This window comes from Streptomyces sp. NBC_01465 (assembly GCF_036227325.1).
Classification (GTDB): Bacteria; Actinomycetota; Actinomycetes; order Streptomycetales; family Streptomycetaceae; genus Streptomyces.
Window position 1 is genome coordinate 4273428 of record NZ_CP109467.1, and the last position, 24899, is coordinate 4298326.

The 24899-nt window shown below is 67.1% G+C and carries 24 protein-coding genes; 15 read left to right on the forward strand and 9 right to left on the reverse strand.

Annotation, left to right across the window (positions count from 1 at the left end):
- Positions 1-113 precede the first annotated feature (113 nt).
- Positions 114-1214, forward strand: a complete 1101-nt coding sequence (locus OG707_RS20160) for a hypothetical protein (protein WP_329120234.1) — start codon at positions 114-116, stop codon at positions 1212-1214.
- A 407-nt stretch (positions 1215-1621) separates the two neighbouring features.
- On the opposite strand, the gene OG707_RS20165 is transcribed toward OG707_RS20160, so the two are convergent.
- The 5 genes from OG707_RS20165 to OG707_RS20190 form a co-directional block, all read right to left on the reverse strand.
- Entirely contained in the window at positions 1622-2188 is a 567-nt protein-coding gene (locus OG707_RS20165) for a nuclease-related domain-containing protein (protein ID WP_329120236.1), read from the reverse strand.
- 1051 nt (positions 2189-3239) lie between these two features.
- Entirely contained in the window at positions 3240-4097 is an 858-nt protein-coding gene (locus OG707_RS20170) for a hypothetical protein (RefSeq protein WP_329120238.1), read from the reverse strand.
- Between the two features lie 167 nt (positions 4098-4264).
- Complete coding sequence (locus OG707_RS20175) at positions 4265-5326, reverse strand: hypothetical protein (RefSeq protein WP_329120240.1); 1062 nt, start codon at positions 5324-5326, stop codon at positions 4265-4267.
- Between the two features lie 56 nt (positions 5327-5382).
- Positions 5383-6470 (reverse strand): IS630 family transposase gene (locus tag OG707_RS42445; RefSeq protein ID WP_443071354.1). Its coding sequence is split into 2 segments (ribosomal slippage): positions 5383-6009 and positions 6012-6470, totalling 1086 coding nucleotides; the frame shifts between segments, so codons are not numbered across the junction.
- 463 nt (positions 6471-6933) lie between these two features.
- Positions 6934-7917 (reverse strand): tetratricopeptide repeat protein, encoded by a 984-nt coding sequence (locus OG707_RS20190; RefSeq protein ID WP_329120247.1) that lies wholly within the window; start codon positions 7915-7917, stop codon positions 6934-6936.
- Positions 7918-7997: 80 nt separating this feature from the next.
- Between OG707_RS20190 and OG707_RS20195 the strand changes: the two genes are divergently transcribed.
- The 3 genes from OG707_RS20195 (at position 7998) to OG707_RS20205 (ending at position 9972) form a co-directional block, all read left to right on the forward strand.
- Positions 7998-8471, forward strand: a complete 474-nt coding sequence (locus OG707_RS20195; protein WP_329120249.1) for a carboxymuconolactone decarboxylase family protein — start codon at positions 7998-8000, stop codon at positions 8469-8471.
- Between the two features lie 52 nt (positions 8472-8523).
- Positions 8524-8961, forward strand: coding sequence for a glutaredoxin domain-containing protein (locus OG707_RS20200; RefSeq protein WP_329120251.1), 438 nt, complete (start codon positions 8524-8526; stop codon positions 8959-8961).
- Positions 8962-9027: 66 nt separating this feature from the next.
- Positions 9028-9972, forward strand: coding sequence for a BRO-N domain-containing protein (locus OG707_RS20205; protein ID WP_329120253.1), 945 nt, complete (start codon positions 9028-9030; stop codon positions 9970-9972).
- Between the two features lie 111 nt (positions 9973-10083).
- Here OG707_RS20205 and OG707_RS20210 read toward each other — a convergent pair whose 3' ends face one another.
- Positions 10084-10656: a putative glycolipid-binding domain-containing protein gene (locus OG707_RS20210; RefSeq protein ID WP_329120255.1), complete on the reverse strand. Its 573-nt coding sequence runs from the start codon at positions 10654-10656 to the stop codon at positions 10084-10086.
- Here OG707_RS20210 and OG707_RS20215 point away from each other — a divergent pair.
- From OG707_RS20215 to OG707_RS20250, 8 genes are all read left to right on the forward strand, one after another.
- Positions 10655-11563, forward strand: coding sequence for a DUF2797 domain-containing protein (locus tag OG707_RS20215; protein WP_329120257.1), 909 nt, complete (start codon positions 10655-10657; stop codon positions 11561-11563). The genes OG707_RS20210 and OG707_RS20215 overlap by 2 nt on opposite strands.
- 80 nt (positions 11564-11643) lie before the next feature.
- Positions 11644-11979: an antibiotic biosynthesis monooxygenase family protein gene (locus OG707_RS20220; RefSeq protein ID WP_329120259.1), complete on the forward strand. Its 336-nt coding sequence runs from the start codon at positions 11644-11646 to the stop codon at positions 11977-11979.
- Between the two features lie 81 nt (positions 11980-12060).
- Positions 12061-12798 (forward strand): response regulator transcription factor, encoded by a 738-nt coding sequence (locus tag OG707_RS20225; RefSeq protein WP_329120261.1) that lies wholly within the window; start codon positions 12061-12063, stop codon positions 12796-12798.
- 86 nt (positions 12799-12884) lie between these two features.
- Positions 12885-14381, forward strand: a complete 1497-nt coding sequence (locus tag OG707_RS20230) for a sensor histidine kinase (RefSeq protein WP_329127886.1) — start codon at positions 12885-12887, stop codon at positions 14379-14381.
- 98 nt (positions 14382-14479) lie between these two features.
- The gene (locus tag OG707_RS20235; RefSeq protein ID WP_443071356.1) at positions 14480-15733 is read left to right on the forward strand and encodes a glycosyltransferase; all 1254 of its coding nucleotides are present in this window, start codon (positions 14480-14482) and stop codon (positions 15731-15733) included.
- Positions 15730-17910, forward strand: a complete 2181-nt coding sequence (locus OG707_RS20240) for an ArnT family glycosyltransferase (protein ID WP_443071357.1) — start codon at positions 15730-15732, stop codon at positions 17908-17910. Before OG707_RS20235 ends, OG707_RS20240 begins: the two co-directional genes overlap by 4 nt.
- A gap of 134 nt (positions 17911-18044) precedes the next feature.
- The gene (locus tag OG707_RS20245; protein WP_329120265.1) at positions 18045-19550 is read left to right on the forward strand and encodes an MFS transporter; all 1506 of its coding nucleotides are present in this window, start codon (positions 18045-18047) and stop codon (positions 19548-19550) included.
- A gap of 49 nt (positions 19551-19599) precedes the next feature.
- Positions 19600-20346, forward strand: a complete 747-nt coding sequence (locus OG707_RS20250) for a TetR/AcrR family transcriptional regulator (protein ID WP_329120267.1) — start codon at positions 19600-19602, stop codon at positions 20344-20346.
- 10 nt (positions 20347-20356) lie between these two features.
- On the opposite strand, the gene OG707_RS20255 is transcribed toward OG707_RS20250, so the two are convergent.
- Positions 20357-20704, reverse strand: a complete 348-nt coding sequence (locus tag OG707_RS20255; RefSeq protein ID WP_329120269.1) for an STAS domain-containing protein — start codon at positions 20702-20704, stop codon at positions 20357-20359.
- Positions 20705-20948: 244 nt separating this feature from the next.
- Here OG707_RS20255 and OG707_RS20260 point away from each other — a divergent pair, with 244 nt between their 5' ends.
- Positions 20949-21632: an ANTAR domain-containing protein gene (locus OG707_RS20260; protein ID WP_329120271.1), complete on the forward strand. Its 684-nt coding sequence runs from the start codon at positions 20949-20951 to the stop codon at positions 21630-21632.
- Between the two features lie 28 nt (positions 21633-21660).
- On the forward strand, positions 21661-22389 hold the full coding sequence (locus OG707_RS20265) for a GAF and ANTAR domain-containing protein (protein WP_329120272.1): 729 nt from the start codon (positions 21661-21663) through the stop codon (positions 22387-22389).
- Here the strand turns inward: OG707_RS20265 and OG707_RS20270 are convergent, their stop codons facing one another.
- Positions 22390-22851 (reverse strand): PPOX class F420-dependent oxidoreductase, encoded by a 462-nt coding sequence (locus OG707_RS20270; RefSeq protein ID WP_329120273.1) that lies wholly within the window; start codon positions 22849-22851, stop codon positions 22390-22392.
- 52 nt (positions 22852-22903) lie between these two features.
- On the opposite strand from OG707_RS20270, the gene OG707_RS20275 reads away from it, so the two are divergent.
- Entirely contained in the window at positions 22904-24031 is a 1128-nt protein-coding gene (locus OG707_RS20275) for a winged helix DNA-binding domain-containing protein (RefSeq protein WP_329120274.1), read from the forward strand.
- A gap of 16 nt (positions 24032-24047) precedes the next feature.
- Here OG707_RS20275 and OG707_RS20280 read toward each other — a convergent pair whose 3' ends face one another.
- Positions 24048-24866: a YceI family protein gene (locus tag OG707_RS20280; protein ID WP_329120275.1), complete on the reverse strand. Its 819-nt coding sequence runs from the start codon at positions 24864-24866 to the stop codon at positions 24048-24050.
- Between the last annotated feature and the right edge of the window lie 33 nt (positions 24867-24899).

Sequence of the window (24899 nt, forward strand, 5' to 3'; positions counted from 1 at the left end):
AAGCAGCTCCAGCCCAAAGCCGCTCCACCGACCTTTCTCCGTCGAACTCACCCCGACTGAGGCTATCGAGTGCCATAATCCAACAAGTACAGACCCCATTGGAGGGAGCGAAAATGCTTGGGTTTGGCATCGGAAGCATATTTCCCCAACTGAAAGAACCAGGAAATTATGAGTCCTGGGCCGATGAGGTAGAAAGAACTTTGAATCTCATTCCATCTATCAGGAAACTGGAAGTCAAGGGAGGCCGTTCATCCTTTAGGTGGTTCGATGTAGAAGATGCCGATGGGCGTAACGATCTAATTCACCACCCAATTCCGGTGCACGGCAACGTCGCATTCACCATTAACATTCCCGCACGGGCGCAAGATCGACTGAATCCATGGTGGAAGGCGTCGGTCGACAGCGAGGTCGAAGAGTTTGTAGTTTTCCTTGAACTCGACACTGCGTACCCCTATGCATTGGTCGTCTTCTATAGCGATAACATGATTAAGCCCTCAAGTGCGGTTGTAATTGTTCGCGAGTTCCTAAAGGAGGAACTGGAAAAACTTGGGGACAGGTCTACATTGGAGTTAACCACCCTTGGTCCCAGCCCCTTCCATGCTGAGTTTTACATTAAGGAAGGCGATCAGGGGGATTTTGTCACACCGGGGTTGAATGCCTTGGTGCGGCACGGGCGGGGTTATTCAGAATGTGAATTCTTTTTTGATAAGAAGGTATTTGAAAGCGCTGCGCATGTACTCGATGAGGTTAGGAAGAAGATTGGTCCAGAATTCGCCAACTTCTACGGACTAACCGCAGAGAGGACTGTTAAGCAAGTCAGCGTGGACGTTCTCACCTTGCAAGTCGAAGAGGGTGTGGCTGCATACCGACGCAAAGGGGCGATCAACTGGGTGCGCAGGGTAATTACCTCACGCGCGAACCTACGAAACATCAGCCTTGAGTTGTTGAAGATTCAAATGGGCGTTACTAATTCGCAACGGTCTAACGGTAAGGTGATCGATAATCTGCGTGCAGAAAGAGGGCTTTTGCTGTTCGAAGGTAAGTTGGTGGGAATGGCGGAGCTTGACTATACTGATCAGCTTGACAACCTCGGGTCCATGCTGAAAGTTCTTGAGTCCCAACACACTCAAACGGTGCAGCGCATCACGTCCTTCGCAGTATCCCTGCTCGGTGTTGTAGTGGGTGCCTTCTTGACAGCAGCCCTCAGGAAGTAACCCATCGCCTACCCGATATAGACCGGCGGGAGGAAGAGGCGCTCACGGAGTGGCCCCACGAGCGTGGTGCGCGATCGGCCCCAGCCGTACAGCAGGGAAGTACAGCAACCAGAGCGACCGCCCTCAGATCTGGGTGGCCGTTCTCGATCGTCACGCGCCTGGTATGACCGTCACTGACCGATCTGGCTAGAGCTACGGATCAGAGGGTTGCAGGTTTGAATCCTGGCGAGTGCACAGCAGGCCAGAGGCCCTCAGGAGAAATCCTGAGGGCCTCTGGCGATGTCCGGGAAACTGGCTAATCGCGCCAAACGAGTCCACAGCGGTTGAGCGGCTTACGCCCGAAGAGGACGCCATCCGCGGGCGTAGCCCGTACGTCCGCACGACGGCCGGCGCCTGCACGGGAGGTGTCACGCTCCCAGCCACACCTGGCGATGCCGGGCCACGGCGTACACCGCCTCGATCTGTTCGGGCGTGAGTACACCGGTCAGCGGTCCCAGCGCTGCTACTTCCCGCTCCTTGTAGATCCGTACGGCGAACTGCGTTGCCGCGCGGTCGAGACTCGTGACGCCGACGAAGACAAGCACCGGCTCCACGGCGACGGCGAAGCCGCAATGCCGCTCCAGTACCTCGCGTACGTGTTGGGCTTCGGCTCTGCTCTTGACCGCGTAGGGCTGCGGTTTGCCGTGGTTGACCTCGGCCATGGTGTCGCCGACCCACACGGTCTTGCCCTGGTGATTCTTGCTGTTGATGCTGAACACCCCGCCAGGACCGATCAGGAGATGGTCGATGTCCCCGCCACGGGACAGCGGTACGGAGTGCAGCACGCGCCATCCCGAGCGATGCAGTCGCTGGAGTTCGTCCCCGACGCGTCGCTCGCCGGCGAGGCCCTTGCGCCAGGGTTCCCACTCGGATTCACGACGCAACAGCCAGCCGAGGAGCCGTTGCCCCGGAGTCGGTCCCTTCTCCGCAAGCATCCCCTGCAGAGCGGCACCAGGACGGTTCAGCGCCAGATCATCGGGCGGTGTCAGCGCCGGAAGACGAGGCGTTGACGGACGACGGGACCGAGGTGGAGCCGCAACCGGACGAGGGCGGGACGGCTCCCGATTCGTGAGGAGCGGCCGAAGCAGCGCCAGGGCTTCACGTCGGTGCTCTTCCACCAGGACCGTGACCTTGCCAGTCGCGCAGTCGGCCCAAGCCACGGAACTGCCATCCGGCAGGTTCACGTACCACCGGTGTTGCCCGTACCGCTTCCACTCCTGAACCTTGAGATCAGCCACGCGCGCCCCCAAGTCCGTGTCGTCCCCCCGGTCATGGCAGCAGCCGACCAGCACCCCCACAAGGGCGCCAATCAGCCGGGGTCAGAGTTTCCCTACTTCATCAAGGCTCGCTGCGCTCGCGGCTGTCTGCTCAGCCGCGAGCGGACAGGTCACCATTCGGCCGGCACGCTTGCCACGGTGACGCGGGAGCGCAGACACCACACCGCCACCACGATCCGACCTCAGGATGGGGAAGAGCAGAACCGCCGAACTCCCCGTTCACAGGCGCAGGCAGAAACCCCATGAGCCTCACGGCCCGCACTGCCCAACAGGGGTTGGGTCGATCAAGGATCGAGGGCCGCGCACAGCGCGGCGGCGCCGACGTGCGGCGCCGCCCTGCCTCCATGTCTGCGCCACCGGCTGGGCACCGCCGCCCGCCGTCGCCACTCGCAGCGGCCAAATACAGCACTGGGCACGGGTTGGCTCGGGGAAGCCTTGCCGTGCGGGGCAGAGACGATTTGTGTTCAAAAGACGAGGCCGGATCGTGGTGGCGGTATGGTGTCTGCTCTCCCGCTCCCTTGGCCGTTGCCCGTCGGCTGGGGCGGTCGGCTCCACGGCTTTAGGCAGCCACTTTGGGGCGAGCCTCTACGATCATGGCCCCGATTCGGGCTGTTGCGGGCAGCGGAGGTGCTGCCCGAATCGCGGCCAGCGTGAGGGGCCATGATCACTCGCCCCAAAGCAGCTCCCGCCCAAAGCCGTTCCACCGACCTCAGTCCTCCGAATCGGTCACTTGTAAGGGATCCAGCGACGGGCGCTCACTGTGAAACGCGCGCCACTGTTCGATTGTCTCGCCAATCATGGCTGGAACCAGTTCGCCAGCGACGACGGCCTGCACGAAAACGTCGTTTGCCTCTCGACGCTTTACCTCTCCAGCGATCAGGCAGGCGACGGAAATTGAGATCGCGGCCAGCCAGTAGGGTGTTGCATTGATGGCCAACGCGATTACGAGTGCAGCACCAGCCGCCCCAACTCCAGTCCTGAATTCTGCTTCGGCTCGATGCCTGTCATGTTCGGTGTAAATTGCAGGATTGGAAACCAGGAGCTTCACTCTCAACTGGTCTTGCTCATATGCCAATCTGTCCTCAATCTCGCGGCAAAGGCGCCCTTCTTCTGAGGGTATGCCCCTCTCTGTAGCCAACATCGCCTGACGCCTGGGGTTGCTTAAGTCCTCTACGCGCGACTCAAATATGCCGCCATACCGCACTCGACCGTACGGCACGCCATGGAGTTCGGAGAATATGTAGCTTGCCAAGTCCGCGCGGGCCATGCGGCTGATTCTGAATTGAAGAATGGGAGGAGTGAAAGGTGCCCTAATCCAGAAGGCCGCCCATTCGATAATGGTACTGACCAGAACTCCGCAGATGTATGCCAGGAATGAAATTGCGGCTAGCGCTGCAGGCTTACCGAGGAAGGCGTAGAGCGTGTAAATCGACTTTACTAGTCCGGTCGCCTTATTCTGTGGTGGAATTGAATTACCGGCAATAATCCACATGGTGAAGGCGCATATGAAGCCAACCGTAAGAGGGGTTCGAACGTCACGTAATCCAGGCAACAGGTTCATCAGCACATCAAGCATCATGATGCATGGCGCACACCGAACGGAGGTCTTTCGTGAAGTTCGTACTTCCGCGCGCAGCGGTGAAGGCCAGACTGGGGGGAGTGCGAGGTGGCTCACAGGGTGGCCGTGCGGGCCTGGCGCTGGATCGGCTTCCTGGCCAAAGCCGCTCAACCACCTTAGTCTTCGAGCGCGTCAATGCTCGGATCATCCAGAACCCACCACGCTGGTGGAAATCCGGGGGTGGGCGGCGCCATCGCCAAATGGCTGGCCAATAGCCATCTGCCTTGATGGCGTCGCATTAGGAAGGTCAAAGCGCCTGGAACGATGGTGGCCGAGTCTACGTAATAGCCGCCACTCGCGCCAACCGGCGCCAGCACAACCAAGTCATAATCTCGCGCCACTCGGCGTCGACGACTCGCGCCACCCAGCCGTTCGAGATTAAGGTGATTCCATGCTTCCTGGAAACCTGCGACTTCTGATTCGGTAAACTCTTCCCAAAGAATATGATCTCCCTTGTTTTGCAGCATCGCATCAGCGAGACCCTCAAGGGAGTCGGACTCTTCACCAATCCGAACCCGAATATTCCACACCCACGATTGGATCCTGCAAAGAAGCCAATTCTCATCCGTTAAATCGACGGCGTCGTTGAATTCACCTGCCGCCATCCGTGCAATAAATTGGAAAGCGACTCCAAGTTGGCCGCCCTCTTCGTACATTTCATCAGCCCCTGCGGCTGCTAATGAGAGCGCCGACGAAATTTGCTCAGATGCTTGCCCGGGGTGAACCGGTACTGCACTGTCCGGCAGCTGACTATTTTCCTCTGGGAGAATCTCCCGGTTCAGAAAGGAACCGTATACGGACATTGCCATAAGGAAGGCCACGACGCCCGGGAAGGTCGAATACCAAACGAATTCTTCACTATTCAGCCAATAGGACCAATACCCGAAGCCCACTACCGCAATGGAGGAAAGGATCACGCTTCCCCACGGAATGGGCTTTTTGGGAGTCTCCAGTGACTGACCCGAGAGCTTGGCGACATCCAATGCAATCTTGGTGTTAATCCATGCAATGGTCGGGGTGTGGTCACGCAAAAGCGCGTTCTTCTCGAGCTCTTCGGCCAGGCTCAAATTCTCTCGAATGTGATTTCGACGCCTCTTGGGACGGCTCACGATTCCAATTAATGTACCGAGTGAAGCAATGACGGTTGTGGTCGCGTTAGCGATAGCCTCTGGATTCATTGCGGCAGGATACCGAAAGCGTAGAGCGGGCGTGTCCCTTTCTCGAATATTCTGACCTACTGAGCTTGAACTCGTGAAGTCGTCGGGTTGAGGGATAGGCCGGTTCCGGCAAGGCATCCGTCGATGAGGTCGCTGCGGTACTGGATCGTGCGCAGGCCGCGCCGGACGGTCTGGACCAGGTGGTCTGGGCTGGTGAAAGCAACGTTGCTGAGCCAGCCGCGCCGCAGCAGGGACCAGATGCCCTCGACCGGGTTGAGATCCGGTGCGTAGGACGGCAGTTGGTAGACGGTCAGCCAGTCCCGATCGGCGGTCCACCTGCGGAGCCGAACGTCGAGGTGCACGTTCAGGTTGTCCCAGATGAGCACGATCGGGCCGCCGAGTTGTTGGTGAGCGACCTGTAGCAGGTCGCGGTAGTCGGTCCAGGCGAAGGACTTGCGCCCGTCGCGCCGGCCGTCGTCGCGGCGGGGCCGGTAGATCAGGCGGGAGCGTTCGCCTGGTTTGTAGCAGGTCAGGGCGGCGATGGAGACGCGTCGGCGGGAGCGGCCACGGACCCGGATGACGGGGGTGTGCCCGCGTCGGGCCCACGTGCGGGCGATCGGCGGCGTCATCGAGAAGCCGGACTCGTCCTCGAAGACGATCCAGGCGTCGAGCGCCGCCGCGGTGTTTCCACCAGCGGCCAGGTCTCCTTCACCCAGCCAGTGATCGCCTCATCGTCACGCTCAAGGGCCCGTCTGGCCGGAATCTGACAGGAGAAACCGTGGCGGATCAGTAGCTTGCGCACACCCTGGATGGTGTAGCTCTTGTGGAAACGGCGGCCGATCACGGTCTTCACGCGGGTCAGCGTCCACCGCTGGTCCGGCCAGCCGTGAGCCATGGGCCCCTTGGCCAACTCCGCCTCCAGCTGCAGAAATTGGGCCTCGCTTAAGCGTGGCGGGGAGGCCGATCCGACCGAGCGCAGGGCCCGCGGGCCGCCCTTGGCCCACGACCTCCGCCACCGCTGCACCGACCGGACACTGACCCGCAGATCTTTCGCGATGACCAGGCTCGGCTCGCCACGGGCGAACCGCCCGGCCGCCACCTTCCGGATGCCCTCGCGGAACTCTCGCCGCTCGTCCGTCAGACCACCGCCCTGCGCGTACCTCATGACAACGGCATACCGCGAGGATCAACCCCTGTCAGCAGCTACGACACCACGAGTTCAGGCTCAGTAGTGAGTCCCAAGCGAGAGATCATCTGTGTGACAACGCTGAAGTGCGGCAGCAGACAAGCGCGGAAGTCTGCGGAGTACAGCAGGGAAGTACAGCAACCACGGCGACCAGCCTCGGATCTGGGTGGCCGTTCTCAACCGTCACGCGACTGGTATGACCGTCGCTGACCGATCTGGCTAGAGCTACGGATCAGAAGGTTGCAGGTTCGAATCCTGCCGAGTGCACAGCAGGCCAGAGGCCCTCAGGAGAAATCCTGAGGGCCTCTCGCGTTGTCCGTACAGCAGCCGACGGAGCCGGTCTGGTGATCATGTGGGAACTGAACCGCCAGGCTTCGGGACCGGGCTGGAGGAAGCCGCGGGTCTTCGCTGCTGGCTGCCTACGCCTAGAGGGCACGCCCGCTCAGTTCTTGCGGATACGGCGGGCCTCGGCGATGAGTTCGCCGGGGAGGTTCGGACCCGCGCACGCGTAGTCGATCAGTACGTTTCCGTACGAGGCGTTCGCGAGCTCCGGTGCCAGGGTGAGCAGGGACCGCAGGTCGTCGGGCGAGCCGGTCAGGCGCGTGCGGTAGGCGGCACTCGCCGCGCGCAGGGAGACTTCCTGCGGCGCGTGTTCCAGGCCCCGTTCGGCGAGGGCCACAGCGGCGGCGAAGTCGTGCTGCTCGGCGCGTACGTCGGCGAGGTCGAGGTGGAGGGACCAGTTGGCGGGGTCCAGGGTGAGGGCCCGCTCGAAAGCCGTCGCGGCCTGGTCCAGGTTGCCCATCGCGCGCCAGGTGTTGGCTCGCGCGACCTCGGTCCACATGACGCGGTCGACGGCGTCGGCGCGGTCGCAGAGGGCGAAGGAGAGGTCGTAGCGGGCGCAGGCCCGGGGCAGTCGGGACATGGCGGCCAGGGACTCCGGAACGGGGCTGCGCTCGGAGACCACATCGAGGGCGTGGAACCAGGGTGCGAAGCGTTCGCGCATCGCTGCGGTGTCCAGGTCGTGGCCGTAGTCCAGCGTCCGCAGGCACGCCTCCGCCAGTGCCTCGGCGCTCACCGCGTCGAGGAAGCGGGCGTCGCCGAACCATGGGGCGGATCCCCACGCCACGTCGGGTCGCACCCCTGTGACCGAGCCGAGGGACATCGCCGCGTCGTCCATCTCCCCCTTGAGGAAGAAGAAGTACGAATGTGCCACCACCGCGCTCAGGGAGCCGTCCCCTTCGAGCCCCGCCTCCAGCTCTCGGCGCCGGTCCTGCCACAGCTCGGCTAGGGCCGTGTACGGCTTCGGGGCTGCCGGCGCGGAGGCTATGGCCCCCGCCAGGGTCTTCACGGCGATGACAGGGCTTCCGCCGCAGTGCGCCATCACTCCGGCGAGAGTGACGCTCGACGCCACTGACTGATTCGACATCGCCAGAGGATGTCACGCATCTCGCGTGGCCGGTGTCTTATGCCCGACCGACCGATCACCACCGTATGAAGGAGCCCGTCATGACTGCTCGACTGAATCTGCTCGGTGACCCGGCCACGACCGCGGCCCGGGCCGCGAAGCACTTCGGTGCTGCCAGCCAGACCATCCTCAAGGAGTCGGCGGTGCCCGCCGCCACGCAGCGGCTGGTGCTGCTGCGGGCCAGCCAGATCAACGGCGACGGGTACGCCACCGATGTGTGGAGCAAAACCGCTGCGGCGGCTGGGGACGAGGCCGTGCGTATCCATCTTGTGGCCGCCTGGCGCGAGTCCACTGTTTTCAGTCGGGCCGAGCGGGCCGCGCTGGCGCTGGCCGAGCAGGGGACTCGTATCGCCGACGGCGTCGGTGGTGTCCCCGATGAGGTCTGGGCGGAGGCCGCCGAGCACTTCGACGAGGAGCAACTGGCCGATCTGGTCATGCTTGTTGCGCTGATGAACGCCACCAACCGGATGGCCGTCATGATCGGGCAGCGCGGCGGGGCGTACCAGGCGGCCTGACACCTGCCGGGATCCGGAGGAGCATACGGGCGGGTCGATAGCCTGCTTCGTCATGATGCGCGCGTGGACCTTGCCGATGTTGTTTGTGCTCTGTGGATCAGTCGTTGGTGGTGGGCTGGTCTTTGGCGGGAAGCCGGTTGAGGCCGTCGTGATTCTGGCGGTGTTTGTGCTGGCGGCGGGTATCAACTCGCCTCTGGTATTTCCGAGTTCGGTTGCTTCACTGGAGGCGGTGCGTCGCAGCTCGGCCGATGGGCGGCCGGTCGTCTACTGGAGGCCTGGTTGTACGTACTGCCTGCGGCTCCGGTTTCGGTTGGGGCGTCGCGTCCGGCAGTTGCACTGGGTCAACATTTGGCGCGACGCGGAGGGGGCGGCGGCGGTGAGGGCGGCCAATGACGGCAATGAGACCGTGCCGACGGTTGTCGTGGCGGGTCGGCCTTACACCAATCCGGATCCTGCATGGGTGCGTGAGCAGCTCGCCTCATTTGGGTGATTACCCTTGGTATCCAAGGGAGTTGGATGAGATCGCTTCTATGTTCCGGGGCGGAGGTGATGCTCGATGTACGAGCGGAACACGCCACCGGAGCAGCCGGTGGTACAGCAGGATGCGATCGACGTCAGTAACTTCGTGTACGCGGCGACGGGCGTGCAGGTCCGGAGGGTGACCTTGCCGAGCGGGGAGCACTGGTTCCCGGCGGTGGATGTCGCGGGAAGTCTTGGCTATGCGAACACTCGCCAGGCCCTTCTTGTGCACGTAGCAGCAGAGTGCCAAGACAGTTTGGGCGATATTGCACGCGGCGTCTATGGGGTAGACGCCGCGCGCAATATTGCAGGTCACGGGCTCAGGAACACGATGAAGATGGTGAATCTTCAGGGGCTCATCCAGCTGGTCAACGGATGCATGAAGCCAGACTGCGCCCCCTTCAAGGAGTGGGTGGCCGAGGTTATTGCAACCGTCCAGCGTGATGGTTCGTACACGCTCGAGCCATCCTCGGTGCAGCCTGCGCCCGAGGGAGGGGTGGCCTACGCGATGCCTCAACAAGTCGCCGATGCCATCGTGCGGCTTGAGGAGCGGAACATTCGTGCGGACGAGGCGTTCGCCGTCTGGGAAGCGGAGCGCAACGAGCTGTTGCGGGAGGCCAATCGCAGTCGGAACGCCATGACCGAGGCACTCCACCGGATCGGTGGTTCGATCGACCGGCTTGCGGACCGGCTGGAGTCCCGGCAGCCTGCGGCAGCTGATCCGACAGTAACGCCCCAGGAACTGCTGGCCACTTGGCGTGAACGCAACTTGGTTGTCACGGACGACATCCATGCGGTGGCCGCCTATCTCGCGCCTGCGCTGGTACGGGGTGAGGCCCGGTATCGGTTCGAGGAGATCGCAGGCCGTACGGGGCTGTCGCTGGAGCGCGTGCACGACTGCGTGCGGATGCTGCTCAAGCGCGGGTGCATGCGGCAGACCGGATGTGCGTCGGACGGGGCGCCGGTGTACGTACTCCCGTAGGGAGCAGTTGGTGAGCCCGAAGTCGCAAATCGACGTTGCGGCTTCGGGCTCTTTCGTACCGTACCGGAAGTGCGCGAGACATTGCTGAGACTGTGACTGGACGTCACAGTCTCAGCGTTCCCGCAGGTCAGCGGAGATGTTTCTCAGGCGGTGCGCCATGCCTGGGTATGCGATGACCAGGCCCGAATCGTCGTACGTGAGGTCGCTGCGGAACGTGTTCGACGTGTAGCGGACCTCGTTCGGGGCCAGGTGCGTGTACGTCTGGTGCGACGGGAGCACCGTCAGGTCCGGGACTCGGATCCAGGTCATCAGGAAGTCGTGCGTGCCTGGTGTGCGGTGCAGGTTGTGGCGCAGGACCGGCATCGTGTTCGTGAGGGGCGAGAGGCCCAGGTCGCAGTCGAGCGCCTCCGTCGCCCAGGGGAGTGCGGCTCCGTTGGCCGTCCAGGTGCCCGTGCGGGCGTCTCTGCGCAGGTCCAGGTGGTGTGTGGACGACTCGGTGTCAGTGGTGGCTGTCATTCTGCGAGTGGTCCAGTTTTCGTCGGTCTCCAGCTCGTACGAGATCCAGTACGGGTGCGGGAGTGCGCCGAAGATCCGGCCCCGGGCGGTGAGGGTGGTGGAGGTGAGCGTGATCCAGGACGTCTCGTAGCCACCGCTCTCGGTGACCTGCCAGGTGAGCGTGCGCATGCGGGTCAGTGTGGTCCTGAGGAGAGAGGAGCGGGGTGAGATGTGGCGATGTGGCGGGTTGCGGTGGGGAGTTGAGGGGCCCGGGTTCGTGTGGGAGGGGCCGCGGGGGAGTGTCGTGCGACCGTTGGTCTATGGGAGTGACGTCGGGTTTCGGGTCGTGGGGGAGCGGGCGTGCGTGGGGGCGCGCGGGAATGGGTGTCCGGTGGGGGCCGTCGTGCCGGGGCGGCGTACGCAGGCGCGGTGCGGGGAGTGTGCGCGGCTGGATCGGCTGCATTCCGTTGCCGCTGATGGGGCTGTTGATGATCCGCGGGTTTATCGCGTGTATCTGGCCTGGTTCGGGTGTGGGTTGGTCAAGGTCGGGATCACGCGGGAAGAGCGCGGGTCTGCGCGGTTGATGGAGCAGGGCGCCGTTGCCTTCAGTTGGGTGGGGCGGGGGCCTCTGATGGCCGCGCGGCGGAGTGAGGAGGTGCTGCGGGCCGCGTTGGGGGTGCCCGATCGGGTTCCGTATGCCGTCAAGCGGGGTGTGCGCGCTCGGTTGCCGGGGGTGGAGGAGCGGGCCGGTGAGGTTGCTGCGCTGCATGCGCGGGCCGTGGGGGTTGTGGGGTGGCCCGATTCGCTGGAGCGGGTGGCGTGTGACGTTGTGGATCACGGGCGGGTGTTCGGGCTGGAGGGGCTGCCGGAGGCTCGGGGGGTGGTGAGCGAGCTCGTCGACGGTGGTGTCGTCGGGGGGCGGCTGGTGGCTGCCGCCGGGCCCGATCTGCATCTGGAGGGTGCGGGTGGGGGCGTTGTGGTCGTTGATACGCGGCTGATGGGCGGGTGGGGGTTCGAGGCGGCTCAGGGGGTGGGGGAGGTGAGTGTTCCGGTGCGGAGTGTGGTGGTTCCCGGGGTGCAGGACGGGCTCTTCTGAAGTGACCGGAGGGTCAAGAGATTGATCCCTTTCGGCAAGTCCGTGGACGGGGCCGCGGGGCGCGAGTCAGGGTTGGGGGCATGACCAACACGCCTGTGGCGGCCTTCGAGCCGCCCTATTACGCTGCGATTTTCACGTCCGTACGGACCGACGGCGACAACGGGTACGGCGAGACCGTCGACCGCATGCACGCCCTCGTACAGGACATGCCGGGGTTCCTCGGGTACGAGTCGGCCCGGGTGCCGGGCGGGGTCGGGATCACCGTCGCGTACTTCCGCGACGCCGAGTCCATACGCGGCTGGAAGCAGCACGCCGAGCACTCGGCTGCCAAGGAGCAGGGGCGCGCCCAGTGGTACGAGCGCTACACGCTGCACATCGCCAAGGTCGAGCACAGCCATGAGTGGGTGCGGGGGTAGGGGCGCGGCCGCAAGGGTTTCTCAGGGAATTCACAGGTTCGCGAAAGGGGGCTCTCAGGGCCGCCTCACAGGGTGAGGACCATGACCGCGACCTCGCCCCAGGGGCGTACCGAAATGCTCAGGCCCGACGGCAGCCCCGTCCGGGTGCTCGTCGTCGACGACGAGGCCTCGCTCGCCGAGCTGCTGTCCATGGCCCTGCGCTACGAGGGCTGGGAGGTGCGCAGCGCCGGGGACGGGGCCGGGGCCGTACGGTCCGCCCGTGACTTCCGGCCCGATGCCGTCGTCCTCGACGTGATGCTGCCCGACATGGACGGGCTCCAGGTGCTCGGCCGGCTGCGGCGCGAGCTGCCCGAGGTGCCGGTGCTCTTCCTGACCGCCAAGGACTCGGTCGAGGACCGCATCGCCGGGCTCACCGCCGGTGGTGATGACTACGTCACCAAGCCGTTCAGCCTGGAGGAGGTCGTGGCGCGGCTGCGCGGGCTGATCCGTCGGTCCGGTACTGCTGCGCTGCGGAGTGAATCGCTGCTGGCTGTCGGGGACTTGACGCTGGACGAGGACAGTCATGAGGTCGTGCGGAGTGGGACTTCCATCCACCTGACGGCGACCGAATTCGAGCTGCTGCGGTTCCTCATGCGCAACCCTCGGCGCGTGCTCAGCAAGGCGCAGATCCTTGACCGCGTTTGGAGTTACGACTTCGGGGGGCAGGCCAACGTCGTCGAGCTCTACATCTCGTACCTGCGGCGGAAGATCGACGCCGGGCGTACGCCGATGATCCACACCCGGCGCGGTGCGGGTTATCTGATCAAGCCCGGGGAGTGAGCGACTCCGTGGCGATTCCCGTACGCCCGCACCGCCAGCCGCGCGGCACCGGACGCCGGCCGTGGTCCTTGCGGACCCGGCTGGTGATGTCGGTCGTTGCGCTGGTGGCTGTTGTGGCTGCGGTGATCGGCACGGTGACGACCGTTGCGCTGCAGGACTCGATGTTCAACCAGTTGGACCGTCAGCTGACCGAGATCACCAAGCGCGCGCAGAACATGCCCGGGAACGCGCCCATCGGCAGCCCCGGACACCAGGGCGGTCAGGGCGGTCAGAACAACGACCCGACCTCGCTGGAGTTTGTCACCCTCGGTGGCCAGGGGGTCGGCACCGTCGGTGCTGTCCTGAACGGGGACACGGTTGTTGATACCGCGATCAGCACAGAAGCCCCGAGCGGTGGCCGGCCGGTGAGCAAGGACCTCACCTCGGCGCAGACCGCGGCGATAGCCACCGTCCCCGTCGACGGGAATCCGCACTCGGTGGACCTGCCGGGGATCGGCTCGTACCGGCTGGAGTCCGTGAACGTCGGCAGCGACACCACGATCGTCGTGGGCATCCCCGAGTCCAACGCCCTTGCCACCCTGCACAACTTGATCTGGGTCGAAATCTCCGTCACCGTCGCCGGCCTAGCCGCCGCCGGCGTAGCCGGCACCTTCCTCATCGGCGTCGCCCTCCGCCCCCTCCGCCGCGTCGCCTCCACCGCCACCCGCGTCTCCGAAATCCCCCTGCACAGCGGCGAAGTGGCCCTCTTCGAGCGTGTGCCCGACGCCGAGGCCGATCCCCGTACCGAGGTCGGGCAGGTCGGGGCCGCGCTCAATCGCATGCTGGGGCACGTCGGTTCGGCGCTCGCCGTGCGGCAGGAGAGCGAGACCCGCGTACGGCAGTTCGTCGCCGATGCCAGCCATGAGCTGCGCACGCCCCTCGCCTCCATCCGCGGATACGCCGAACTCACCCGGCGCGGACGGGAGGAGACCGGGCCCGACACCCGCCACGCACTCGGCCGGATCGAGTCCGAGGCCTCCCGTATGACCGGGCTCGTCGAGGACCTCCTCCTGCTCGCCCGCCTCGACGCGGGACGCCCGCTCTCCTACGAGAGCACCGATCTCTCACCCCTCGTCGTCGACGCCCTCAGCGACGCCCGCGCCGCAGCCGCCGGCCAGGACCACAAGTGGCGCCTCGAACTCCCCGACGACCCCGCCACCGTCCTCGGCGACGGCCCCCGCCTCCACCAGGTGCTGGTCAACCTCCTCGCCAACGCCCGCACCCACACACCCCCCGGCACCACCGTCACCGCCCGCGTCCAACACACCGGCCCCTGGGTCCTGTTGGAGATCCAGGACGACGGCCCCGGCATCCCCGCCGACCTCCTCCCGCACGTCTTCGAGCGCTTCGCCCGCGGCGACGCGTCCCGCTCCCGCAGCGCGGGCTCCACCGGTCTCGGCCTCGCCATCGTGCAGGCCGTCGTCACCGCCCACGGCGGCGGCGTGACCGTGCAGTCCGTGCCCGGGCGCACCGTCTTCGGCGTACACCTTCCCGTCCTGACCGACGACTCACAGGTTTGGCACAGAGAGACCACACCGAGGTGACAGCGCACTTAGCGAGGGTCGTTGTCATGCGAACCGACTCTTCTTTGGGCACTTTGCCGGCCCGGGAACACCTCCCCGTCGGCCCTGCTGGTGCCCCCGTGCTGGACGTGGTGATCCCCGTGTACAACGAGGAACAGGACCTCGAGCCCTGTGTGGTGAGACTCCACGACCACCTCGCCCGCACCTTCCCGTACGGCTTCCGGATCACCATCGCCGACAACGCGAGCACCGACCGGACTCCGGAGGTCTCGGCCCGCCTGGAGCAGACGCTGCAAGGCGTACGCGCCTTCCGGCTGGAGGAGAAGGGCCGGGGCAGGGCCCTGCGCACCGTGTGGTCCGCCTCCGACGCGCCCGTCCTCGCGTACATGGATGTCGACCTCTCCACCGACCTGAACGCGCTGCTGCCGCTCGTCGCCCCGCTGATCTCCGGTCACTCGGACCTGGCCATCGGGTCGCGCCTCGCGCGCAGTTCGAGGGTCGTACGCGGCCCCAAGCGCGAGTTCATCTCCCGCGCGTACAACCTGATCCTGCGCTCCTCGCTGCAGGCGCGCTTCAGCGACGCCCAGTGCGGGTTCAAGGCGATACGGCGCGACGTCGCCCAGCGGCTGCTGCCGATGGTCGAGGACACCGGGTGGTTCTTCGACACCGAGATGCTCGTGCTCGCCGAGCGCGCCGGGCTGCGCATCCACGAAGTCCCGGTCGACTGGGTCGACGACCCCGACTCGACCGTGCACATCTACCAGACCGCCGTCAACGACCTGAAGGGCGTATGGCGCGTGGGACGGGCGCTCGGCGGCGGCGCACTCCCCCTCGACCGGCTCGCACGCCCCTTCGGGGAGGACCCGCGCGACCGCGAACTGCCCGGTGTGCCCGGCGGACTCGCCCGCCAGCTGGTCGGCTTCTGTGTCGTCGGCGCTTTCTCCACGCTCTTCTATCTCCTCCTCTACTCCCTCTCCCGGCAGGCCGTCGGCCCCCAAGTGGCCAATGCCTTCGCCCTGTTGATCTCGGCGGTCGCCAACACCTCGTTCAATCGGCGGCTGACCTTCGGCGTACGAGGCCCGGACCGCGCCGTCCGCCACCAGGCCCAGGGACTGGTCGTCTTCGCCATCGGACTCGCCCTCACCAGCGGTTCGCTCGCCGCCCTCGACGCGGCGACCGACCACCCCCAGCACTCCACCGAACTGACCGTGCTGATCGCCGCCAACCTCGCAGCGACGGTGCTGCGCTTCCTGCTCTTCCGCATCTGGGTGTTCCCGGAGCGGCGTACGGACACGACTCAACAGCCCGACCCTGCACCCCAGTACGCCGTCCGCCCCGGAAGCCCCGACCAGAACCCGAGGAACGCACGATGACCACCCTCGAGCACGACCACCTCCCGGCCGCCCCGGCCGAGGCCCCGCCCGAACCGCCGCGCGGCTCCCGCGTTCAGCGGCTCTGGCGCGGCCGCCCCGAGGACGCCCGCTGGGTACGCCCCGCCTTCCTCGGCCTCCTCCTCGCCACCGCGCTGCTGTACCTGTGGAACCTCAGCGCCTCCGGCTACGCCAATTCCTTCTACTCCGCCGCCGTCCAGGCCGGCAGCCAGAGCTGGAAGGCCATGTTCTTCGGGTCGCTCGACTCGGCGAACGCCATCACCGTCGACAAGCCCCCGGCCGCCCTCTGGCCGATGGCTCTGTCCGTACGCATCTTCGGCCTCAACTCCTGGGCGATCCTGGTCCCCGAGGTCCTGATGGGCGTCGGCACGGTCGCCGTCCTGTACGCGGCCGTACGCCGCCGCTTCAGCGCCTCCGCCGGTCTGATCGCGGGCGTGGTGCTCGCGCTGACCCCGGTCGCGGCCCTGATGTTCCGCTTCAACAACCCCGACGCGCTGCTCGCGCTCCTGATGACCGTCACGGTCTACTGCGTGATCCGCGCGCTGGAGGCCGGCAAGACCAAGTGGCTGATCTGGGCAGGTGCGGCCGTCGGCGCCGCCTTCCTGGTCAAGACCCTCCAGGCCTTCCTCATCCTGCCGCCGCTCGCGATCGTGTACGCGGTCTTCGCGCCGGTCAAGGTGCGCAAGCGCTTCGTCCAACTCGCCCTGTCCGGGCTCGCGATGATCGTCGCGGGTGGCTGGTGGGTCGCGATCGTCGAGCTCTGGCCGGCGTCCTCGCGCCCGTACATCGGCGGCTCGCAGGACAACTCCTTCCTCTCCCTCACCTTCGGTTACAACGGTCTCGGCCGTATCAGTGGCGACGAGACAGGATCGGTCGGAGGAGGCGGTGGCGGGGGAGGGGGCACCGGTCAGTGGGGCGAGACCGGCCTCACCCGTATGTTCAACTCCGAGATCGGCAGCCAGATCTCCTGGCTTCTCCCCGCAGCCCTGATCCTCCTGATCGCGGGCATCGTCCTCACCTGGCGCGCCAAGCGCACCGACACGGCCCGCCACGCGTTCCTCGTCTGGGGCGGCGCGCTGGTGATGACCACGGCGATCGTCAGCTTCATGGCGGGGATCTTCCACCAGTACTACACGATCGCCCTCGCCCCCTACATCGCGGCGCTCGTCGGCATGGGCGTCACCGTCCTGTGGGAGGAGCGCGCCAAGTTCACCTGGTCCGCGGTCCTCGGAGTGACGGGGATGGCCACGGCGATCTGGTCGTACGTCCTCCTCAACCGCACCCCCGACTACCTCCCCTGGCTGCGCTGGGCCGTGCTGCTGCTCGGCCTCTCCGCGGGGCTCGCGCTGATCTTCGCGGGCCGCATCGACCGGCGCCTGGCGCTGGGTGCGGCGGGCGTGGGTCTCGCGGCGTCGCTGGCGGGCCCGTTGGCGTACACGCTCTCCACGGTGAACACCGGGCACACCGGATCGATCGTCACAGCCGGTCCCTCGGGCGCGAGCTCGATGGGCTTCGGCGGTGGCGGCGGACGTCCCGGCGGTGGCGGCGGTGGCGGCGGCATGGGCCAGATGCCGAACGGCGGCGGCCAGGGAACCCAACAGGGCGGTGGCGGCGGTCAGATGGGCCAGCCCCCGACCGGCGGGAACGGCGGTATGGGCGGTACGCCCCCCACCGGCGGCCAGGGTGGCCCCGGCACCCAGAACGGCACCGGGCAGAACAACCAGCAGGGCGGCTTCCCCGGCGGCGGCTCCATGGGTGAAGGCCGCAGTGCAGGCGGTGGCGGCGGAATGGGCGGCCTCCTCGACGGCGCCAGCGTCAGCTCAGCCGTGAAGAAGAAGGTCAGCGCCAACGCCGACGACTACACGTGGATGGCCGCAGCCATCGGCTCGCAGAACGCCGCCAGCTACCAGCTCGCCACCGGAAACCCGGTCATGGCGATCGGCGGCTTCAACGGCAGCGACCCGTCCCCGACCCTCGCCCAGTTCAAGAGTTACGTCGAAGACGGAAAGATCCACTACTTCGTCTCGGGCGGCGGCATGGGCGGTGGCGGCGGCAACAGCGGCTCCGCGTCCAAGATCACGTCCTGGGTCGAGGCGAACTACAAGAAGGTGACGGTCGGCTCCACGACCCTCTACGACCTGACGCAGCCCAAGAGCTGACGGTCGCAGCACCCCACCAAGAGGGCGGCACCCACCGGGTGCCGCCCTCTTGTCGCGAAACCACTTGTACGCCGTACAGGAGATGTCCTACGGTGGTCACCGCCACCTCCCATACAGCGTATAAGGAGCCCCACGTGACGGCCACGACAGCCGAGACCCGATCCGCCCCCACGGGCCACCCCCAGCGGTGGCTGATCCTCGGCGTGATCTGCCTGGCCCAGCTCACCGTCCTCCTGGACAACACCGTCCTCAACGTCGCCATCCCCTCTCTCACCACCTCGCTCCACGCCTCCACCTCCGACATCCAGTGGATGATCAACGCCTACTCGCTCGTCCAGTCCGGCCTCCTGCTCACGGCGGGCAGCTCCGCCGACCGCTACGGCCGCAAGAAGATGCTGGTCACCGGCCTCGCGCTCTTCGGTGCGGGCTCCCTCGTCGCGGGCCTCGCCCAGTCCACGGCCCAACTCATCGCGGCCCGCGCCGGGATGGGCGTCGGCGGTGCGCTCCTGATGACGACGACCCTCGCGGTCGTGATGCAGATCTTCGACGACACCGAGCGCGTCAAGGCGATCGGCATCTGGTCCACGGTCAGCTCATTGGGCTTCGCCGTCGGCCCCCTCATCGGCGGCTTCATGCTCGACCACTTCTGGTGGGGCTCGATCTTCCTCATCAACATCCCGGTCGCGGTCATCGGCCTGTTCGCCGTCGCGGCCCTCGTCCCCGAGTCCAAGAACCCCAGCGGCGACCGCCCCGACCTCCTCGGCGCCCTGCTCTCCACCATCGGTATGACGGCGGTCGTGTACGCGATCATCTCCGGCCCGAGCCACGGCTGGACCTCCACCCACGTCCTGCTCTCCGCGGCCATAGGGGTCGTCGCCCTCGCGGCCTTCGCCGCCTGGGAGCTCCACACCCCGCACCCCATGCTGGACATGCACTTCTTCCAGAACCAGCGCTTCATCGGGGCGGTAGCGGGCGCGATCCTGGTCGCGTTCGGCATGGGAGGCTCGCTCTTCCTGCTGACGCAGCACCTCCAATTCGTCCTCGGCTACGACCCGTTGGACGCCGGATTGCGTACGGCACCGATGGCCGTCACCGTCATCGCGCTCAACATGTCGGGCCTCGGCGCCCGCCTCCTGCCCAAGCTCGGCACCCCCGGCACCATCGCCACCGGCATGACGGCACTCGCCGCCGGTCTGGCCGCGCTCGCCGTACTCGGCGGCAACCACGGCTACGGCGGGATGTTCGTCGGCCTGGTCGTGATGGGCGCGGGCATCGCGATCGCCATGCCCGCCATGGCCAACGCGATCATGAGCGCGATCCCGCCGGAGAAGGCGGGCGTGGGCGCCGGCGTCAACGGCACCCTCGCGGAGTTCGGCAACGGCCTGGGCGTCGCCGTGCTCGGCGCGGTCCTCAACTCCCGCTTCTCGGCGCTGATCCCGGCCGCCGTGGGAGCGGCCTCGCTGCCCGCGGCACTGGCGGCGGCGAAGGACCCCGCGGAGAAGGCCCGTATCGCGGACGCCTTCGCCAGCGGGGTCGAGACGAGCCAGCTGGTGGGCGCGGCGGCGGTCCTCGCAGGAGGCCTGCTGGCAGCCGTACTCCTGAGGCGTGCGGAACGTACGGACACTCCAGCAGCGGCATAGCATCGGAGACAGCACAGACGGACCGACACATTCCGGAGAAGGGCACGTCATGGCGGCTGCGGTACGCACCAGCGTCTGGCTGGACGGAAAGACCACACGCAGCCGCAAGGCGGACCAGCCGGCCGGCGGCCTCGACCTGGACAAGATCACCGCGGCGACGGTCGGGCTCCTCGACTCCGAGGGCCTGGCCAAGTTCTCCATGCGCCGCCTCGCCGCCGATCTGGGCGTCACCGCGATGTCGGTCTACTGGTACGTCGCGAACAAGGACGACCTCCTCGAGCTCGCCCTCGACCAGGTGATGGGGGAGCTCGACCTCCCCGACGAGGCCTCCGACGACTGGCGCGCCCAGATCCGCCGACTCGCCGTCACCTACCGGGTGTTGCTGGTCAGCCACCCCTGGGTCTCGTCCCTCGTCGGCGAGTACCTCAACATCGGCCCGAACTCCGTCGCCTTCTCCAACTCGGCCCTGCGCGTGATGGCGAAGACCGGCCTCCCCGAGCACGGCCAGACCGGCGGCCTCGCCGCGGTCTTCCAGTTCGTCTACGGATTCGGCACCGTCGAGGGCCACTTCAGGGACCGCTGCGCCCGCGCCGGCATGACCCAGGACGAGTACTTCCACCACGCCATGAGCTCCATCACGCGCAAGCCCGAGGTCGACTACTCCATGGACAGGGCCCAGCACCTGATGGACGCGCGCGGCGGCGACACCGTCGACGACATGCGGGACCGCGACTTCGAGTTCGCCGTGGACCTGCTGCTCGCGGGCATCGAGTCGATGCGCGGCGACAAGCGCTAGCGCCCGGCGCCTAGGAGGCTGCGAGCGCCTCCGCCAAGTCGTGGTAGACGGGCACGTCCCGCCGTACCTGCGTCAGCTCCAGCACGCGCGCCACCAGCCGCGTCCCGGCCACCACCCGCGTCCGCGCGCCCGCCTCGCGCGCCCGCTCCTGTACGGCGGGGATCATCGAGGCGCCCCGCGAGTCGATGAAACCGGTCCGCGTGAGATCCAGTACGAGCACATCGAGATGCCCCTCGCGGTCCGCGATCACCCGCCCCGTCTCGGCGTACAGGAACGGCAGATTGGAGATGTCGATCTCCTCGGGCATCGGTACGACGGTGCAGTGCGGAAGATCGATCGGATGCAGCAGAAGCGGCATGGGAACTCACCCGTCCTCTGTCAGGCCAGTGTTCGGGGCCGCTTCCTGACCCGTGGGCCCATTCCAGCACCACCCGCTCCCATCAGGCCAGTGTTCCCACCAACTGCATCAACCGACGACAGAAGCGGATAGAGTCTGGTCGTCCTTGCTCGCAGTCAGGAATGTGCTGCGGAGCTCTTGTGCGCACGGCGATACGCCGTGCACGCCGAAGAGGTTCGTGGTGTATCCGTCCGACATTCCCCAAGTGCCCCTTGCGCCCGTCGATTTCCGGCTGGCCGAGACCCTCGCCGACGCCGCCGTCGCGCTCTACGCCGCGCAGGGCCGCGCGGCAACCGCCCGCACCGCCGTACGCCTGGCCGAAGAGGCCGTCACCGGCGCCGACTGCGCTGGGCTCTCCCTGGTCGTGCAGGGCGGTCTGATCAGCCCCGAGGCCTGGACGCACGACGCAGTACGCGCCTTCGACACGGCCGCCGAGTCCGCCGCCCACCGCACCCACTGGGACGAACTGTGGGCCGTGCCCTTCGCCCACATCGACGACACCGCCGAGTGCGAAGGATGCGCCCGGGCGCTGGAGGCCACCGGTCTGCGCTCGGTGCTGCTCCTCCGCATCCGTACGCAGTCCCGCAGATTCAGCGTCCTGTCGCTCGCCTCGTACACACCGCGCATCTTCGACGACCCGGCGATCCGCACCGCACGCCTCCTCTCGACGCACATCGGAGTGGCCCTGCAGTCCGCCACCGTGCTGGAACAGCTCACCGAGGCGCTGGAGACCCGCGACGTGATCGGGCAGGCGACGGGCATCCTCATGGAGCAGTTGGGCATCGACGCGGCACAGGCCTTCGACCGCCTCGTACGGGCGTCGCAGCAGGCCAATGTGAAGGTCAGGGACATCGCGCTGCGCATCGTGGGAGCTGCCGTACCTGACTGAATTGCCCCTTCCGGGGCACCCGACACCCATGGCAGAGAACCAGGACGGCCTCGACCTCAGCGCGCTCCACACCGCCTTCACCGACTGGCGCGGCCTGGACGCGTTCCTCCAGGAGCTGACCGAGCGCGCGGTCCGGGCGGTCGGCGGCGCGGACGCGTGCAGCGTCACCATGCACCGCGACGGCCGGCTCGTCTCGGCGGCCGGCAGTGACGGCGAGGCGCTGAAACTCGACAGTCTCCAGTACGAGGCGGACGCGGGCCCGTGCGTCTGCAGCCTGCGCGACGGGCGCGAGCAGTACGTCCGCGACATGACCACCGAGCAGCGCTGGCCGCCCTACCCGGAGAAGGCGCGCACGTACGGAATCCGCTCCGTCCTGGCCGCCCCGCTCAAGGTGAACTCCGGCACGCTCGGGGCGCTCAACCTGTACGCCCACGAACCGTACGCCTTCGAGGAACACGCGCCGTCCATCGGCCGGCTGGCGGACCAGGCCGCCGGTGCGGTGGCCGTCGCGGCCCGGATCGAGGAGGAGCGCACCACGGTCGAGGACCTGCGCGCGGCGATGTTCTCGCGCTCGGTCATCGACCAGGCGATCGGCATCGTGATGGCGCGGCGCAACTGCCCGGAGGACGAGGCCCTGTCGACCCTCCGCAAGGCCTCGCAGCACCGCAACATCAAACTCCGGGACCTCTGCCGGGAGTTGGTGCACCACACCGGGGGCACGCCGCCGTCCCCCGGCTCCTTCGCCCGCCGCAAATGATCAGCCGAGCCGCGCGGGAAAGCCGCCCGTGGCCACAGGACCCCACCGTTCCGGGGTGATCCGGATGATCGACTTCCCCTGCTTGACCATGGCTTCGCGGTACTCGTCCCAGTCCGGGTGCTCCCCCGAGATGTTGCGGAAGTACTCCACCAGCGGCTCCACCGACTCGGGGGAGTCGATGACCTCGGCCGTCCCGTCGATCTGCACCCACGGTCCGTTCCACTCGTCGGAGAGCACGATCACGCTGACCCGCTCGTCGCGCCTGGCGTTACGGGTCTTGGCGCGCTCGGGGTACGTGGAGACCACGATCCGCCCCGCGTCGTCGACCCCGCACGTCAGCGGCGACCCCTGGGGGCGGCCGTCGGCGCGGGTGGTCAGCAGGATCGCGCGGTGCCGTGGGCGTACGAAGTCCAGCAACTCGGCCAGCTCGACAGCGGTGTTGCTCGCGATATTGGGTGCCATACGCACACGATAGTCCCGCCCCGCGACCGCCCCGCGACGGCATAATCCGGGCGTGACCCTCACTCCGCGACAGCTCGCCCTGGCCACGCTGGACCGTCAGCTCCTCCTGGAACGCCGGCCCCTCGGCGTGGCGGGCGCGGTCCGCACGCTCTGCGCGCTCCAGGCGCAGACACCGGCCTCGCCGTACCTCGCGCTATGGAACCGGATCCAGGACTTCGCCCCCGCGGATCTCGACGCGGCGTTCGCGGACCGCAGCATCGTGAAGGCGAGCCTGATGCGGATCACGCTGCACGCCGTGCACGCCGACGACTACGCGCCGTACCACGCCGCCATGGCGAGCTCCCTGCGCGCGAGCCGCGTGTACGACCGCCGCTACACCTCGACGGGGCTCGCCCCCGACGATGCCGACGCGCTGCTCCCGGAGCTGGCCGGCTTCCTGGCGCAACCGCACACGGGCGCCGAGGTGGAGGCCGAGCTGACGGCCCGGCACGGGGAGAGCGCGCATCGCGTGTGGTGGGCGCTGCGGACGTACGCACCGCTCCACCACGCGCCGACGGGCGGCCCGTGGTCGTTCAACCAGCGCAACGCGTACCGGGCCGCGCCCGCCGGACCCGAGGACGCGGGCGCCGGCGTACAGCACCTGCTGCTCTCCTACCTCCGGGCGTTCGGCCCCGCGACGGCCCGGGACTTCGCGCGCTTCACGCTGCTGGGAAGCGCGGTGATCACGAAGGCACTGCACGAACTGGGCGACCGGGTGGTGAAGTTGGCGGGCCCGCCCCGCACCGCGCTCTACGACGTACCGGACGCCACGATCCCCGCCGAGGACACCCCGACCCCACCACGCCTGCTCCCGATGTGGGACAGCACCCTGCTGGCGCACGCGATCCCCGGCCGGATCCTGCCCCAGGAGTACCGCCCCCTGGTCGTACGCCGCAACGGCGACATGCTGCCGACCCTGCTGGTCGACGGACAGGTGGCCGGGGTATGGCGGGCGGTGGGCAGCGGCCTGGAACTGACCGCTTTCCACAAGCTGGGAAAGGCGGCGTGGCAGTCCCTGTCCGAGGAGGCAACGAACCTCTCCGCACTGCTCGCGGACCGCGACCCGGCGGTCTACGGCCGCTACGGACACTGGTGGGACAAGGGAATCCCCGCCGCCGAGACCAGAGTCATCAAGGGCTGACGGCGGAACCCCCCGGTCACATGGCCGGCAGCGCATCCCCCTGCACGGCCTGGATGTCCAGTTCCACCTTGAGCGTCGTCCCGATCGCCGAGATCCCCGCCGCCACCACCTGGTTGTAGTTCATCGCGAAGTCGTCGCGCCGCAGATCCGCCGTCGCGCGGAACGCGGCCCGCGTGCCGCCCCACGGGTCGGGTCCCGTACCCAAGTAGCTGAGATCCAGGTCGACTTCGCGTACGACACCGTGCAGTGCGAGCTCGCCGTGGACCGTCCAGCGGTCCGGTCCGGCCGGCTCGATTCCCGTCGAGCGGTACGTGATCTCCGGGAAGCGCTCCACGTCCAGGAAGTCGGCGGACTTCAGGTGCCCGTCCCGCATCCCGTTCCCCGTGTCGATCGACCCCGCCTCGATGACCGCCTCGACGCGCGACTTCTCCGCGTCCTCGGCGATCTCGATCCGCCCCGAGAAGGCGGTGAACCGCCCGTGCACGCTGGAGATCCCCAGGTGCTGGGCGACCGCGCCCACCGCGGAGTGCGCCGGGTCCAGCGTCCACGCGCCCGGCGGCGGCAGCTCCACGCCGCCCTGGCGGGCCAGGACCACCGTGCCCGCGTCCGCGCGGCCGCTCGCCGTGACGATCACGGTCGAGGCGACGGGCGCGTAGCCGACGGCGGTCACGATCAGCGTGTACGGACCCGGGGGCAGCGCCGTCGCATCGCGCACCGCGCCGTCCTCGTCGGCGGCGGCCCGCACCACCTGGCTGCCGGTCATGTCGGTCACGGTCACCACCGCGTGCTGCACGGCCCAGCCGTCCCGGGTCCGTACCTGTGCGCGAAGTCCCATCCCGTAACTCTCCTTGCTCAACTGTGCGAAAAA

Excerpts from the sequence above, each read along its gene's own strand:
- OG707_RS20160 (WP_329120234.1), top strand. The coding sequence starts at position 114 with ATGCTTGGGTTTGGCATCGGAAGCATATTTCCCCAACTGAAAGAACCA.
- OG707_RS20165 (WP_329120236.1), bottom strand. The coding sequence starts at position 2,188 with ATGCTTGCGGAGAAGGGACCGACTCCGGGGCAACGGCTCCTCGGCTGG.
- OG707_RS20175 (WP_329120240.1), bottom strand. The coding sequence starts at position 5,326 with ATGAATCCAGAGGCTATCGCTAACGCGACCACAACCGTCATTGCTTCA.
- OG707_RS20190 (WP_329120247.1), bottom strand. The coding sequence starts at position 7,917 with ATGTCGAATCAGTCAGTGGCGTCGAGCGTCACTCTCGCCGGAGTGATG.
- OG707_RS20195 (WP_329120249.1), top strand. The coding sequence starts at position 7,998 with ATGACTGCTCGACTGAATCTGCTCGGTGACCCGGCCACGACCGCGGCC.
- OG707_RS20200 (WP_329120251.1), top strand. The coding sequence starts at position 8,524 with ATGATGCGCGCGTGGACCTTGCCGATGTTGTTTGTGCTCTGTGGATCA.
- OG707_RS20205 (WP_329120253.1), top strand. The coding sequence starts at position 9,028 with ATGTACGAGCGGAACACGCCACCGGAGCAGCCGGTGGTACAGCAGGAT.
- OG707_RS20215 (WP_329120257.1), top strand. The coding sequence starts at position 10,655 with ATGCGGGTCAGTGTGGTCCTGAGGAGAGAGGAGCGGGGTGAGATGTGG.
- OG707_RS20210 (WP_329120255.1), bottom strand. The coding sequence starts at position 10,656 with ATGCGCACGCTCACCTGGCAGGTCACCGAGAGCGGTGGCTACGAGACG.
- OG707_RS20220 (WP_329120259.1), top strand. The coding sequence starts at position 11,644 with ATGACCAACACGCCTGTGGCGGCCTTCGAGCCGCCCTATTACGCTGCG.
- OG707_RS20225 (WP_329120261.1), top strand. The coding sequence starts at position 12,061 with ATGACCGCGACCTCGCCCCAGGGGCGTACCGAAATGCTCAGGCCCGAC.
- OG707_RS20230 (WP_329127886.1), top strand. The coding sequence starts at position 12,885 with ATGTCGGTCGTTGCGCTGGTGGCTGTTGTGGCTGCGGTGATCGGCACG.
- OG707_RS20240 (WP_443071357.1), top strand. The coding sequence starts at position 15,730 with ATGACCACCCTCGAGCACGACCACCTCCCGGCCGCCCCGGCCGAGGCC.
- OG707_RS20250 (WP_329120267.1), top strand. The coding sequence starts at position 19,600 with ATGGCGGCTGCGGTACGCACCAGCGTCTGGCTGGACGGAAAGACCACA.
- OG707_RS20255 (WP_329120269.1), bottom strand. The coding sequence starts at position 20,704 with ATGCCGCTTCTGCTGCATCCGATCGATCTTCCGCACTGCACCGTCGTA.
- OG707_RS20265 (WP_329120272.1), top strand. The coding sequence starts at position 21,661 with ATGGCAGAGAACCAGGACGGCCTCGACCTCAGCGCGCTCCACACCGCC.
- OG707_RS20270 (WP_329120273.1), bottom strand. The coding sequence starts at position 22,851 with ATGGCACCCAATATCGCGAGCAACACCGCTGTCGAGCTGGCCGAGTTG.
- OG707_RS20280 (WP_329120275.1), bottom strand. The coding sequence starts at position 24,866 with ATGGGACTTCGCGCACAGGTACGGACCCGGGACGGCTGGGCCGTGCAG.